This is a genomic window from Aeromicrobium sp. HA (genome assembly GCF_027171405.1).
GTDB classification, from domain to species: domain Bacteria; phylum Actinomycetota; class Actinomycetes; order Propionibacteriales; family Nocardioidaceae; genus Aeromicrobium; species Aeromicrobium tamlense.
In genome coordinates, this window is the sequence record NZ_CP114372.1 from 795,681 (window position 1) to 808,509 (window position 12,829).

Below are 12,829 nucleotides of genomic sequence, written 5' to 3' on the forward strand. Positions count from 1 at the left end.
TGGCCGCATGGCCCAGATCTTCTCGTTGGAGTACCCGCAGTCCCTCGGCGTCTACGACGACTACGACGCGGCGCAGAAGGCCGTCGACCACCTCTCCGACCACGACTTCCCGGTCGAGAACGTGCTCATCGTCGGCACCGAGCTCAAGCAGCTGGAGCGCGTCACCGGGCGCCTCACGTGGGGGCGGGTGATCCTCAGCGGCGTGCTCGGCGGCGCCTGGTTCGGCCTGCTCATCGGCCTGCTGCTGGGCATCTTCGCCGCGGAGGGCGACTGGCTCGCGGCGGTCCTCACCGGCATCCTGCTCGGCGTCGTGTGGGGCGCGATCATCGCGGCGGTGGGCTACGCCTCCACCCGCGGGCAGCGCGACTTCAGCAGCGTCAAGACGATCCTGCCGAGCAAGTACGAGCTGCTCGTCGAGCACAAGCACCTCGCGCGGGGCCAGGAGCTGCTCGCGGGCCTGCCCGGCGCCACCCCGACGTTCTGACGCGCGTCCGCTGCGGCGGATGTGACGGTTTTTTGTTGGAGTGACGCGTGGGAACGTAGGATGGGAGACCGTGCGACCGGGTGGGTCGCACGTCCTCCGGAGGTCTCCCGTGCGTTCCCCTCGTGCTGCCCTGGCGCTGGCCCTCGCCGTCGCCGCCGGCCTGCTCGTCGCCCCGCTCGCCGCCGTCGCGCCCGCGTCGGCGGCCAACGCGCGCTGCGCGGCGTACCACGACGTGGTCCGCGAGACCTCGGCCGGCGGAGTGCTCGCCGGGCGTACGCCGCTGCTCGCGGCGTCGTACAACATCGCGGGCTACAACGCCTCGGCCGGCACGATGCCCGGCTGGGAGTCGCGCGCCGACCGCGTGGTCGGCATGATCATGCGCTGCTCGCCCGACGTGATCGGCCTGCAGGAGGCCTCGGAGGCCTGGATGCAGCGCCGCCCGGCCGGCTCGCGCAACCACGCGCAGTTCGAGCACGTCGTCGACCTCATGAATGCGCGCACGCCCGGCGCGCCGTACCGCGTCACCAACACGTACCGGAAGTCGTGCCCGACCACCGGCCCGAACCCCGCCGTCTGGAACGGCACGTGGCGCGGCGAGCGCGCCCCGTGGCGCACGTGCACGACCTCGGCCTCGGCCAGCTCCTCGGACAACCGCACCGTCTACGACTCGCGCGTCCTCGAGGTCGTGCGCCACGGCTCGCGCCCGCTGTCCAGCGCCACCAGCACGAAGCGCACGCTGGACTGGACGATCTTCCGCGTCCGCGCCACCGGCAAGCAGTTCCTCTTCGCCAACACGCACCTCGACGCCCGCTACCGCGGCAAGGCCATCACGACCTCGGCGTCGAACTCGTTCCGCCGCAAGCAGGCGGCCCAGGTGCTCGCGACCGTCAAGCAGCTGCGCGCGGGCAGCCTGCCGGCCGTCCTGGTGGGCGACCTGAACAGCAACGGCCGCACCCGCAGCACGACCGCCGTGGACGACTTCACGCGCGCCGGCCTGGTCGACCTGCTCGGCACCGACCGCCGCGTCTACCGCTCCAAGAGCGCGAAGTGGCGCGGCTCCTGCAAGTCCGTCGGCGTGACCTCGTCGCTGTCCGCCACCCGCTTCGCCCGCGTGCCGCTGCACGTCAAGCGACGCATCAACGTCTCGTACAACTCGTCCAACGCCGTCGCGGGCAAGGGCCCGGGCAGCGCGAAGAACACGTGCATGTACCGCGACAAGAAGCTCAAGCGTCCGCGCGGCTCGACGCCGGCGGCGTACTACAAGCACCAGGGCACGCGGATCGACTACGTGCTCGCGGCGGGCATCCGAGCGCGCGGCTGGGAGACGGTCGTGGACGCCAACCTGCGCACCGCGCGCTACCGCGCGACCCCGCCGTCGGACCACCACATGGTCGCGGCGACGCTCGCGTTCTGACGATCCGCCATGATGGTCCCGCACCATCGGCGACAGTGAGGACGACATGAGCAAGACGAACCCGGGCAACTTCTTCGAGGACTTCACGCTCGGACAGGTGATCCAGCACGCCACGCCGCGCACGATCACCGAGGGTGACCGCGCCGTCTACGGCTCGCTGTACCCCACGCGGTTCGCGGTGCCCTCGTCCGCGGCGTTCGCCGCCTCGGTGGGCCTCGACGCTCACCCGGTGGAGGACCTCATCGGGTTCCACGTCGCGTTCGGCAAGACCGTGCCCGACGTCTCGCTCAACGCGGTCGCGAACCTCGGCTACGCGGAGTGCCGCTTCCACGCGCCGATCGTCCCGGGCGACACGATCTCCACCTCGTCGGAGGTCATCGGCCTGAAGCAGAACTCCAACGGCAAGTCCGGCGTCGTCTACGTGCGCTCCACCGCCACGAACCAGCGCGACGAGGTCGTCCTGGACTGGGCGCGCTGGGTCATGGTGCACAAGCGCGACGCCGAGGCCGCCGCGCCCGAGACCGTGATCCCCGAGCTGGCGCCGTTCGTGGCCCCTGAGCACCTCGTCGTCCCGCAGGGGCTCGACTTCACCGGGTACGACTTCGTCGCCGCCGGCGAGCCGCACCGGTTCGACGACTACGAGGTCGGCGAGCGGATCGATCACGTCGACGGCGTCACCCTCACCGCCTCGGAGCACCAGCAGGCCACGCGCCTGTGGCAGAACACGGCCAAGGTGCACTTCAACGTCGAGGCGCGTCCCGACGGCAACAACCTCGTCTACGGCGGCCACGTCATCTCGCTGGCGCGCGCCCTGTCGTTCAACGGTCTCGCGAACGCCCAGCTGATCGCCGCGATCAACGCCGGCGCGCACACGTCGCCCGCGTTCGCCGGCGACACGATCTACGCGTGGAGCGAGGTGCTCGACAAGGCCGAGACCTCCGCGCCCGGCGTCGGCGCGCTGCGGCTGCGTCTCGTCGCCACCAAGGGCCGTGACGAGTCGATGACCCTCAGGGGCGAGGACGGCACGTACGCGCCGGGCGTGCTGCTGGACCTCGACTACTGGGTCCTCGTGCCACGCTGAGTCCATGAGCGCCGAGCAGGAGCCCGAGACCGCCGAGCTGTGGCTCGTCCGTCACGGCGAGACGGAGTGGAGCCGCTCGTGGAAGCACACGTCGGTCACCGACGTCGAGCTGACCGACCTCGGGCGCGAGCAGGCCGAGGCGCTGCGCCCGCAGCTGTCGGGCGTGCGGTTCGACCGCGTCTGGAGCAGCCCGCGGCGTCGCGCGCTCGTGACGGCCGAGCTGGCCGGCTTCGAGCCCGAGGTGATCGAGGACGTCGTCGAGTGGAACTACGGCGAGTACGAGGGCATCACGACGCAGCAGATCCGCCAGACCGTGCCGGACTGGACCGTGTGGTCGCACCCGACGCCCGGGGGAGAGACGGCCGAGCAGGTCGGCGCGCGCCTCGACCGCGTGGTGGAGCGGGCGCGGTCGCTCGGCGGGCGCACGCTGGTGTTCGCCCACGCGCACTCGCTGCGCGTCCTGGCGGCGCGCTGGCTGGGCCTCGAGGTGGCCGACGGGCGGGTGTTCGCGATCGACACGGCGACCTACTCGGTGCTCGGCGACGACCGGGGTCAGCCGGTGGTCCAGCAGTGGAACGTCCAGCAGGGCGGTCGCGCGAGCAGGGCCTAGTCTTCTGAACGTGCGCATCGACCTCCACACCCACTCGACGCGGTCCGACGGCACCGACACGCCCGGCGACCTCGTGCGCAAGGCGAAGGCCGAGGGACTCGACGCGATCGCCCTCACCGACCACGACGCGACCGAGGGCTGGGCCGAGGCGCAGGAGGCCGCCGACGAGGTGGGCCTGCGGCTCATCCGCGGCATCGAGATCTCCACGCAGTTCGAGGGGCTCAGCGTGCACCTGCTGGGCTACGAGTTCGACCCGACGTACGCGCCGCTCGTGGAGGAGCTGGAGCGCGTGCTGGGTGGCCGCAACCAGCGCCTGCCGCGGATCCTCGACAAGCTCGCGGCGCTGGGGATGCCGCTCACCGAGCAGGAGGTGCTGGCGGTGGCCGGCGACGCCGCCGCGTGGGGGCGCCCGCACGTGGCCGACGCGATGATCGCCAAGGGCTACATCCAGGACCGCGACGAGGCGTTCCGCGACTGGCTCGTTCCCGGCAAGCCCGCGTACGTCGCGCGCTACGCCGCGAGCCTCTTCGACGCCGTGCGGCTCGTGCGCGAGGCGGGCGGACGGCCCGTGATCGCCCACGCCTGGGCGCGCGACAGCCGCGGCAAGGTCACCCCCGGCCTGCTGGCCGAGCTCGCGGAGGTCGGCCTCGCCGGCATCGAGGTCGACCACCCCGACCACGACGCCCGCGCCCGCGCCGAGCTCGCGGCCATCGCCGCCGACCTCGACCTCGCCCGGACGGGCTCCAGCGACCACCACGGCACCGGCAAGGGCTCCGCGTTCCACCTCGGCGCGAACCTCACCGATCCCGAGCAGCTGGAGCGCCTCCTCGGCTGACTTTCCGTATCGGCTTGCCGTAGTGGCTTGCCACAATGGAAAGTCAAGGTCTAGACTTTCCGTGTTGGCAAGTCGACGGAGGCATCATGACGGAACGGGACGAGGCGCGCGAGGCGCTCGAGCAGATCGCCGCCACGCGGCGCGAGACGGCGCACCGGGCCGCGAGCCCTCGCGGCTACTACGCGGTGGCGGGCTTCGGGATGGGGCTCGTGATCCTCGGGTTGGGGCTCGACGGCTGGGTCCGCTGGCTGCTCTACGCGGTCGGCCTGGCGACGGCCTTCGGCGCGATGACCTGGTACACGAAGCACACCGGCATCGTCACGTTCGCGACGCTGCGCGAGCCGGGCGCCTGGCGCGCGTGGCTGATGGTGGCCGTCTCGCTGGTCTCGCTCGGCCTGGCGTTCCTCGGGCCCGTGGTCGCGGCCGTGGCCGCGCTGGTGACCACCGCGACGTGGGCCGTGCTCGGCCCGCGCTGGGACGCCGACTGGGTGCGCAGCATCGAGGAGCAGCCGTGAGCTCGGACGGATTCGACCCGCTGATCCACGCCCCGCACCGGCTGCAGATCTGCGCGATCCTCGACACCGTCGACAAGACGGAGTTCGCGCTGCTGCGCGAGCGGCTCGACGTGAGCGAGTCGGTGCTGAGCAAGCAGGTCAAGGCGCTCGAGGACGCCGGCTACGTCAAGGTCACCAAGGCCACCCGCGCCGGTCGGGTCCGCTCCTGGGCCGCCTTCACCAAGGCAGGCCGCGCCGCCTACGGCGGCCACGTCGAGGCCCTCCGCGCCATCGTCGGCTGACCCCACCGCACCAACAGCCGCCCGCCCCTGACCGCGAGTGGCGCGAAAACGCCCGCCACTCGCCGAGTGGCGGGCGTTTCTGCGCCACTCGCGACCCCGGTTCGCGCCTCTCGGCGAGGTGAGGGTCGGGCGGTGCTATCGTTGTTATTGAGCAGACGCTCAAATACGGGAGGGTCCCAGTGCGACAGGTCGACGTGTTTGGCGCGGGTCTGCTGGCATCGGCCGTCGCCGGCGCCCTGTGCTCGCTCGGCTTCCTGCTGATGGGAGGGGACGCCGAGCTGTGGGGGACGGAGGGCCTCGTCGGGCTGCTGGGCGTCTGGCTGGGGGTCGTGGTCTGGTACGGACTAGCTGCCGGGCTCGTCCTCGGGATCGTGCCCGCCGCTGTGGCCATGAACGCGTGGCCGGCGCTGGTGCGCTCGGTTGGCGAGGTCCGTGCCGTCCGCTGTCTGACGGTCCTGGTCACGGCCATCGCCTGTGCCGAGCTGCTGGTGGCGGCGGGCGGCGTATCCGTCGGAGGGCCCTCGGCGATTCTCCTGGTCCTGGGAGGGACGACCGTGTGCGGCGTCGTCGCCTGGCTCCATCTGATCGGAGCGCGTCGGATCGCTCACCGGCGCCTCGATGGATGGAGCAGGGCGTGACTCGCCTCCAGATCGCATTGCGGACGATCGTGGCCGCGCTCTTGGCGGGAGCGCTGTGTGCGCTCGGCCCTCTCGGGGCGGGATACGTCAGCCACCTCGTTCACGACGGTGAAGAGCCTGGCGCCACGCTCGGCTGGCTGCTGGTCGTGTGGCTGTTCTACGGCGTGCCGCTCGGCGTCGTGGTCGGGTCGGTCCTCGGTGCGGCACCCGTGGTCGTGAGCGTCACGATGTGGCCGGCACTGCAAGGACGGCTCGGGACCGAGAAGGCGATCGAGACGACGGTGCTGGTGGTGGGTGGGATCGTCGCCCTCGAGATGCTCGTCGTCATGTGGGCGGGCGGATTCGGACCGTTCGTGACGATCGCATGGACCTTCGGTATCGCGGTGGTGTGCACATTGATTCTGCGGGGGATCCTGCGCGGCGGGTGGCGCCACCACCAGCGCTGGCTCGCACGGCACGGCGCGACATACTGACCTCGTGCCGCCGAAGTCAGCCGAGGAGTCCAAGCGCCGACTGATCGTGGCCGCGATCGAGGTGATGACCTCCGACGGCATCGCGGCCGTGTCGGCGCGTGCGGTGTCGCAGCGGGCCGGGCTCGCCCAGGGGCTGGTCTTCTACCACTTCGGATCCGTCGCCGATCTCGTCGCGCAGGCGTGCGTCACCGCGACGAGGGAGAGGGTCGAGCTGCACCGGGAGCGATTCGATGCGGCGACGTCGTTCACCGATCTCGTCCAGCTCGCTCGCGACGTCCAGGAGACGGAGCGCGGAGCCGGGCACGTCTCGGTTCTGGGCCAGGCTCTCGTCCTGGCCCAGGCAGATCCCGATCTGGGATCCGCAGCGCGTGAGGCGCTCGGACTCTGGCGCGAGCCGCTGCACGACGTCGCCGGGCGGCTTCTCTCGTCGGGCTCACCGTTCGACGGCGTCATCGACCCCGAGGCCTTCACCGACCTGCTGATGGCGGCGTTCATCGGCTTCGAGCTCACCGACCCGGTGCGCACGGAGGCGGACTCCGACCGCTCGTTCGATGCCGTCACGGCGATGGCGGGTGCCTTGGACGGACTCGGCCCCGTGGCACGGCGCGCGGTCGCGGCCACGCTGCGTCGCCGTCGCTGACCCCGCCCTGGCCAGCCCCGCGGCCCTCTGCCGCCGAGTGGCGCAAACCGGAGTCGCGAGTGGCGCAGAACAGCCCGCCACTCGGCGAGTGGCGGGCGAAAATGCGCCACTCGCGAAGAGCGACGGTGATGCGCGCGTCAGTGGGCGAGCAGGAAGCCGCGCCAGTCGTCGACGAGCTCCTCGGGGGCCTCGACGGCGGGGGAGTGGGCCGCGGAGGGCAGCACGACGATCTCGGTGCCCAGGCGCTCGGCCATCTCGGCCTGCGCGTCGTGGGGCCAGGCGTCGTCGGTCTCGCCGCGCGCGACCCACACGGGCACGCCGGTGGCGGCGACCTCATCCACCCGGTCGGGGGCGTCCAGCAGGTGCTGCGTCATCGCCTTGAGCGAGGCCGGCGCGTTGGCCGTGAACCGCTTCGCGAGGAAGGCCGTGATCTGCGCGGGGCGCTTGATGCCCTGCTCGCGCAGCTGGTGGATGTCGAGCAGCGGCACCTTGCCGATCGCCGCGGCGATCCGCTGCAGCGGCCGGGTGGGGGAGTCGCCGAGCGCGCCCGGGCCCGTGCACAGCAGGCTGAGGCTGCGGACCCGCTGCGGGTGCGCGATCGTCAGGGTCTGCGCCACGAGCCCGCCGAACGAGTGGCCCAAGAGGTGGAACCGCTCGTCCTCGAGAAGGGTGTCGGCGACGGCGAGCGCGTCCTCGGCGAGCGCGTCGAGCGAGTAGTCGTCGAGCGGGTCACCGGGCGACTCGTACTGCCCGCGCTGGTCGAAGGCGACGACGTCGTACCCGAGCGCCGCGAGCAGCGGCAGGACGGGCGTGAAGTCCTCCTTGCTGCCGGTCCAGCCGGGCACGAGCAGGATCGAGCCGAGCCGCTCGCCGGTGGCGCGGGCCAGGTGCACGGCGTGCTCGGTGCGGGACGTCTCGGCGCGGAGGACCTCGACGCCCTCGGGGAGGTCGAGGGTCTTGGGAACGCTCACCGGGTCATCGACCCCGCTGCGCGATCTTCGCGACCACCGTGGCCGGAGCATGGCGGGCGATCGCGGCGAGGACCTTGTACCGCGCCGACGGCACGGAGATCGCCTTGCCGCGCTCGAGGTCGCGCAGCGAGCCCTTGACGACGGCGTCGGCCTTGAGCCACATCCACCGCGGCACGTCGCCGATCTCGGCGCCCATCCGCTGGTGGAACTCGGTGCGGGTGAAGCCCGGGCACAGCGCCTGCACGGTGATGCCCACGTCGGAGTAGTGCCAGTTGGCCCACTGGGAGAGGTTCACGAGCCATGCCTTGTGCGCGGAGTAGGCCCCCCGCGGGGTGAACGCGGCGACGCTGGCGACGTTGATGATCCCGCCCTGTCCGCGTCCGGACATCGACTTGATGGCGGCGTCCATGAGGTGCATCGGGGCTCGCACCAGCAGGTCGAGCTGGCGGTCCTCGTCGGCGATGTCGGTGGTGCCGAACCAGCCGGCGAGCGAGGCGCCGGCGTTGTTGACCAGCAGGTCGATCGGGCGGCCGGACTCGGACAGGCGGTCGGCGACGCGATCCATGCCCTGCAGGGTGGTGAGGTCGGCGGTGATGACCTCGACCTCGACCCGGTGCGCGTCGGTCAGCTCGGCCGCGACCTGCTCCAGCCGGACGGTGTCTCGGGCGACGAGGACGAGGTTCGTCCCCCGTCGCGCCAGCTGCCGGGCGAACGCGTTTCCGATGCCGGCGGTGGCGCCGGTGATCAGGGCCGTGCGGGTCATGGGGCCCAGCATGCCAGTCACGCGAGGTCCCGGCCCCGGTAGGCCCACCAGCCCACCCCGAGGAGGGCGGCCGCGACACCCGAGAGAGCCAGCGTCGACACGGGATCGGCGCCCTCGAGCGGGAGGTGGGGGACGTGCGTGAAGGGCGACAGCCACAGGGCGGCGTCGGGCAGGCCGAGGAGCTCGCCGATCTGTCCCAGCGTGCCGAAGGCGACGAGGACGCCCCAGCCGACCACGGCCCAGCGGGCTCGGAACGCGAACAGCAGCACCCCGACGGCCACCGTGACCCAGGCGGCGGGCGCCTGTCCGAGGGCCGCCTCGACGATCCGGGCCGGGGAGTGGTCGGTGCCCTGCCGGACGCCGAGTGCCAGGGCGAGCCCCGCGACGAGCAGCAGCCACGTGACGCCGCCCAGCGCGAGCGTCACGACCGACCAGTACGCGCGGGCGCGGGTGACCCGCGTGGACAGGACCATCTCGGTGCGCCCGTCGCGCTCGTCGTCCGCGGCGTGGGTCAGGACCGTGATGCCGAAGCAGCACACGATGAGCGCCGCGATCGAGGCGATCGACGCGATCATCGTGTCGCGCAGGGCACCCGTGCCGCCGAGCCCCTCCAGCAGGCGCTCGGTCTCGTCGGACAGGATGCCGTCGAGGTTCGGCGAGATCGCGCCGAACAGCAGTCCCATCAGCGCGACCGCGGTCGTCCAGCCCCACAGCGGCGCCACGTGGGACCTCACGCCGAGGGCGAGGGGACCGGCGAGCCAGCCCGGACCTCGGGCCGGACCCGGCCGCGGCGCGAGCAGGCCCGCGCCGAGGTCGCGCCGGGCCGCGAGCGCGACCGCGACGGCGGCCGCCGCGACGGCCAGCGCGACGTACAGGCCCAGCACCCACCACCGGGTGTCCCCGTAGGCCTGCAGGCGCGTGTTCCACCCGAACGGCGACAGCCAGCTCAGCCACTCCGCGCCGGAGGCGTCACCGGCGGCCCTGGCGACGAACAGGACCGCGAGGACCGCGGCGGCGAGCCCGGCGCACGTGCGGGCGCTCGCCGAGACCTGGCAGCACACGGCGGTGATCGCCGCTCCCACGAGTCCCGTCCCGGCCCATGCCGCGCCGAACGCCACCGAGCCGGTCCGCGGCAGGCCCGCGAGGGCGTTCGTCACGGCGACGAGCAGCCCGAGGAGGGCGGAGACCACGGCCGCGAAGCCGAGCGCGGTGACCAGCGGCGCGAGCCGTCCGACGCCGGCGCCGCCGAGGAGCTCGGCGCGACCGGTCTCCTCCTCGCTCCGCGTGTGTCGGCGGACGAGGAACAGCGTCATCACGGCGACCAGGACCGAGTAGGTCACGGTCATCTTGGTCATCGCGAGCTCGCCGAGGCTCGTCGGGTCGAGGACGGGTCCGTAGAGGGCGACGATGCCGGCGCTCGCGTTGAGACCGGCCGCCGCGGCCACCCGGTCGGCCTCGGTCGGGTAGAGGCCCGGGGTGACCACCGCCGACGTGCCGCACATGAGCGTCAGGACCGCGAGCCACGCGGGGATCGACCACCGGTCGCGTCGCACCGCCAGCCGCAGCAGCGTGGGCGCGCCGGCCAAGGTCTGGCTCATGGGACCTGCTCGGCCGGGGTGGACTGGTAGGCGTCGAGGAACAGCTCCTCCAGCGTCGGCGGCGTGCTGGTGAGCGACTCGACCTGGGCCCCGGCCAGGGCGCCCAGCAGCGGTGTCATCGCCTCGGCATCTACGGTGCACGACACGGTGCAGCCCTCGACGCGGACGTCGTGCACGCCGTCGAGCCGCAGCCCCGCGACCGCCTCGGGCCGGGCGACGGTCGCCGTCACGCGGCTGCGGCGCAGGTGACGCAGGTCGGCCAAGGCGCCGCTCTCCACGGTGCGGCCCTCGCGGATGATCGTGACGCTGTCGGCCAGTCGCTCGACCTCGCCGAGGACGTGGCTCGACAAGAGCACGGTGGACCCGGCCGCGCGGTGCTCGGCCACGCAGCCGACGAACACCTGCTCCATCAGCGGGTCGAGCCCGGACGTCGGCTCGTCCAGGAGCAGCAGGTCGCTGGGCGCGGCCAGGGCGGCGACCAGCGCCACCTTCTGCCGGTTGCCCTTAGAGTACGCGCGGGCCCGCTTCGCGGGGTCGAGCTCGAACGCGTCGACCAGCTCGTCCCGGCGCGTGCGGCGCGGCTCGAAGCCGCGGGTCCGCAGCAGCAGGTCGACGATCTCGCCGCCGGTCAGGTTCGGCCACAGCACGACGTCGCCCGGCACGTACGCCAGTCGCCGGTGCAGGGCGACCGTGTCGCTCCACGGGTCCAGCCCGAGCACCGTCGCGGTGCCGGCGTCGTGACGCAGCAGGCCCAGCAGGCAGCGGAGCGCCGTGGACTTGCCGGCCCCGTTCGGGCCGAGGAACCCGTGCACCTCGCCCGCCTTCACGGTCAGGTCGAACGCGTCCAGCGCGCGGAACGATCCGAAGGTCTTCACGAGACCGCGCACGGCCACCACGTCGTCCATGCCGCCACGCTAGGCAGCCGGCGGGTTCACGTGGCGGACGCGCGCTCGTCCGCGTCCCCGCGGTCGCCCGTCGATGGCACAATTGCCGCGTGACCACCACCGTGGCCCTCGCCAACCAGAAGGGCGGCGTCGCCAAGACCACCAGCGTCGCGTCGCTCGGGGCCGCGCTCCTCGAGGAGCGACAGCGCGTGCTCCTGGTCGACCTCGATCCGCAGGGCAGCCTCACGTTCTCCCTCGGCATCGACCCCGAGGAGCTCGACGTCACGATCGCCGAGGTGCTGCTGGGCAAGGCGCCCGCCGGCGACGCGATCGTCACCACCGAGGAGGGCCTGGACCTGCTGCCGGCGAACATCGCGCTGGCCGAGGCCGAGGAGAACCTCGTCACGCGCACCGGCCGCGAGCAGCGGCTGCGGGTCGCGCTGGCGAAGATCGCCGACGACTACGACTGGATCCTGCTGGACTGCCCGCCCGCGCTGGGCGTGCTCACGGTGGGCGCGCTGTCGGCCGCCGACGAGGTGGTCATCCCGCTGCAGGCCGAGACGCTCTCGCACCGCGGCGTCGGCCAGCTGCTCGACACCATCCACGACGTGCGCCAGTTCATCAATCCCGATCTGGTGATCCGCGGCGTGCTGGCCACGATGTACGACGGCCGCACCGCGCACGCGCGCAACGTCCTGGCGGCGATCGGCGACACCTACGACCTCGAGGTCCTCGAGCCCCCGATCCCCAAGACCATCCGCTTCGCCGAGGCGCCCGCCATCGGCCGCTCGATCCTCAGCACGGCGCGTGCCCACAAGGGGGCCGACGCCTACCGCGCCGTCGCCCGCGTCCTGGTCGGGGCCCGATGACCGGACCCGACGGGCCCGGCGAGTCCGCCACGCGCACACCGCGCGAAGTCGGCCATCGGCGCAAGGTCGCGCCTACCGTGGAGGACATGGCTTCCCCGCCCCGTGTCCGTCTCGGCCGCGTCGCCGCGCTCATCGGCGCCGTCGCGCTCACCGCCACCGTCTCCGCGGTCTCGCTCGTGCGCGAGCCCGCGACGTCCGCCACCGCCGGAACTGGCGCCGCCGTCGTCGAGACGGTGGCTCCCGTGATCACCGCCGCCGGCGAGCAGGCGCACACCACGCGCGAGCTCGCCCTCCAGACCCAGCGCACGAAGGCCCTGGCCGAGAAGAAGGCGAAGCAGCAGGCCGCGAAGGCGAAGGCCAGCCCGCCGCCCCCGGCGAGCTCCGGTGAGGGACGCCGCATCGTGTTCGACCAGTCCGACCAGCGGGTCTGGCTGATCGAGGCCGACGGGACCGTCGACCGCACCTACCTCGTCTCGGGGAGCCGCTTCGACAACCTCCAGCCGGGCAGCTACGCCGTGCAGTCGCGCACGCGGCACGCCACGAGCTTCGACTACACCGGCACGATGGAGTACTTCGTGCAGTTCACGACCGGCCAGAACGCGCCCATCGGCTTCCACTCGATCCCGGTCTACAACAACGGCAAGCCGGAACAGGCCATCGAGCAGCTGGGCCAGGCCCTTTCGGCGGGCTGCATCCGCCAGGAGAAGTCGGACGCCAAGTACCTCTGGGACTGGGCACCCGACGGCACTCCGGTCGTCGTCACGGCGTGACGG

Annotated in this window: 16 protein-coding genes; 12 read left to right on the forward strand and 4 right to left on the reverse strand. The window is 72.6% G+C overall.

What is annotated here, in order from left to right; genetic code table 11:
- The first annotated feature begins 7 nt into the window (after positions 1–7).
- The 10 genes from O3S82_RS03880 to O3S82_RS03925 all read left to right on the forward strand — a co-directional run bounded on the left by O3S82_RS03880 (position 8) and on the right by O3S82_RS03925 (position 6,971).
- Positions 8–484, forward strand: coding sequence for a general stress protein (locus O3S82_RS03880; RefSeq protein ID WP_179425933.1), 477 nt, complete (start codon positions 8–10; stop codon positions 482–484).
- 109 nt (positions 485–593) lie between these two features.
- Complete coding sequence (locus tag O3S82_RS03885; protein WP_269305647.1) at positions 594–1,898, forward strand: endonuclease/exonuclease/phosphatase family protein; 1,305 nt, start codon at positions 594–596, stop codon at positions 1,896–1,898.
- 46 nt (positions 1,899–1,944) lie between these two features.
- Complete coding sequence (locus tag O3S82_RS03890) at positions 1,945–2,979, forward strand: MaoC family dehydratase (RefSeq protein ID WP_269305649.1); 1,035 nt, start codon at positions 1,945–1,947, stop codon at positions 2,977–2,979.
- 4 nt (positions 2,980–2,983) lie between these two features.
- A complete protein-coding gene (locus O3S82_RS03895; protein WP_269305651.1) occupies positions 2,984–3,589 on the forward strand; it encodes a histidine phosphatase family protein in 606 nt (201 codons plus the stop codon).
- Positions 3,590–3,599: 10 nt separating this feature from the next.
- A complete protein-coding gene (locus O3S82_RS03900; protein WP_269305653.1) occupies positions 3,600–4,424 on the forward strand; it encodes a PHP domain-containing protein in 825 nt (274 codons plus the stop codon).
- 86 nt (positions 4,425–4,510) lie between these two features.
- On the forward strand, positions 4,511–4,939 hold the full coding sequence (locus O3S82_RS03905) for a hypothetical protein (RefSeq protein WP_269305655.1): 429 nt from the start codon (positions 4,511–4,513) through the stop codon (positions 4,937–4,939).
- The gene (locus tag O3S82_RS03910; RefSeq protein ID WP_269305657.1) at positions 4,936–5,220 is read left to right on the forward strand and encodes a transcriptional regulator; all 285 of its coding nucleotides are present in this window, start codon (positions 4,936–4,938) and stop codon (positions 5,218–5,220) included. Before O3S82_RS03905 ends, O3S82_RS03910 begins: the two co-directional genes overlap by 4 nt.
- 179 nt (positions 5,221–5,399) lie before the next feature.
- Positions 5,400–5,858 (forward strand): hypothetical protein, encoded by a 459-nt coding sequence (locus O3S82_RS03915; RefSeq protein WP_269305659.1) that lies wholly within the window; start codon positions 5,400–5,402, stop codon positions 5,856–5,858.
- Positions 5,855–6,331, forward strand: coding sequence for a hypothetical protein (locus tag O3S82_RS03920; RefSeq protein ID WP_269305660.1), 477 nt, complete (start codon positions 5,855–5,857; stop codon positions 6,329–6,331). Before O3S82_RS03915 ends, O3S82_RS03920 begins: the two co-directional genes overlap by 4 nt.
- A 4-nt stretch (positions 6,332–6,335) precedes the next feature.
- On the forward strand, positions 6,336–6,971 hold the full coding sequence (locus tag O3S82_RS03925; protein ID WP_269305662.1) for a TetR/AcrR family transcriptional regulator: 636 nt from the start codon (positions 6,336–6,338) through the stop codon (positions 6,969–6,971).
- Positions 6,972–7,108: 137 nt separating this feature from the next.
- Here O3S82_RS03925 and O3S82_RS03930 read toward each other — a convergent pair whose 3' ends face one another.
- The 4 genes from O3S82_RS03930 to O3S82_RS03945 are packed head-to-tail and all read right to left on the reverse strand — an operon-like array spanning position 7,109 to position 11,208.
- Complete coding sequence (locus O3S82_RS03930) at positions 7,109–7,942, reverse strand: alpha/beta fold hydrolase (RefSeq protein ID WP_269305664.1); 834 nt, start codon at positions 7,940–7,942, stop codon at positions 7,109–7,111.
- A gap of 4 nt (positions 7,943–7,946) precedes the next feature.
- Entirely contained in the window at positions 7,947–8,705 is a 759-nt protein-coding gene (locus O3S82_RS03935) for an SDR family NAD(P)-dependent oxidoreductase (protein ID WP_179425919.1), read from the reverse strand.
- A 17-nt stretch (positions 8,706–8,722) separates the two neighbouring features.
- Positions 8,723–10,303, reverse strand: a complete 1,581-nt coding sequence (locus O3S82_RS03940; protein WP_269305667.1) for an ABC transporter permease — start codon at positions 10,301–10,303, stop codon at positions 8,723–8,725.
- Positions 10,300–11,208 carry an ABC transporter ATP-binding protein gene (locus O3S82_RS03945; RefSeq protein ID WP_269305669.1) on the reverse strand — a complete coding sequence of 303 codons (909 nt, stop codon included), beginning with the start codon at positions 11,206–11,208 and terminating at the stop codon, positions 10,300–10,302. Before O3S82_RS03945 ends, O3S82_RS03940 begins: the two co-directional genes overlap by 4 nt.
- An 89-nt stretch (positions 11,209–11,297) precedes the next feature.
- On the opposite strand from O3S82_RS03945, the gene O3S82_RS03950 reads away from it, so the two are divergent.
- Both O3S82_RS03950 and O3S82_RS03955 read left to right on the forward strand, forming a co-directional pair.
- Positions 11,298–12,056 carry a ParA family protein gene (locus tag O3S82_RS03950; protein WP_179425915.1) on the forward strand — a complete coding sequence of 253 codons (759 nt, stop codon included), beginning with the start codon at positions 11,298–11,300 and terminating at the stop codon, positions 12,054–12,056.
- Positions 12,057–12,142: 86 nt separating this feature from the next.
- Positions 12,143–12,826 carry a L,D-transpeptidase gene (locus O3S82_RS03955; protein ID WP_269305670.1) on the forward strand — a complete coding sequence of 228 codons (684 nt, stop codon included), beginning with the start codon at positions 12,143–12,145 and terminating at the stop codon, positions 12,824–12,826.
- The last annotated feature ends 3 nt before the right edge of the window (positions 12,827–12,829 follow it).

Coding starts and splice junctions, on each gene's coding strand:
- O3S82_RS03880 (WP_179425933.1), top strand. CDS start 8: ATGGCCCAGATCTTCTCGTTGGAGTACCCGCAGTCCCTCGGCGTCTAC.
- O3S82_RS03890 (WP_269305649.1), top strand. CDS start 1,945: ATGAGCAAGACGAACCCGGGCAACTTCTTCGAGGACTTCACGCTCGGA.
- O3S82_RS03895 (WP_269305651.1), top strand. CDS start 2,984: ATGAGCGCCGAGCAGGAGCCCGAGACCGCCGAGCTGTGGCTCGTCCGT.
- O3S82_RS03905 (WP_269305655.1), top strand. CDS start 4,511: ATGACGGAACGGGACGAGGCGCGCGAGGCGCTCGAGCAGATCGCCGCC.
- O3S82_RS03935 (WP_179425919.1), bottom strand. CDS start 8,705: ATGACCCGCACGGCCCTGATCACCGGCGCCACCGCCGGCATCGGAAAC.
- O3S82_RS03940 (WP_269305667.1), bottom strand. CDS start 10,303: ATGAGCCAGACCTTGGCCGGCGCGCCCACGCTGCTGCGGCTGGCGGTG.
- O3S82_RS03945 (WP_269305669.1), bottom strand. CDS start 11,208: ATGGACGACGTGGTGGCCGTGCGCGGTCTCGTGAAGACCTTCGGATCG.
- O3S82_RS03955 (WP_269305670.1), top strand. CDS start 12,143: ATGGCTTCCCCGCCCCGTGTCCGTCTCGGCCGCGTCGCCGCGCTCATC.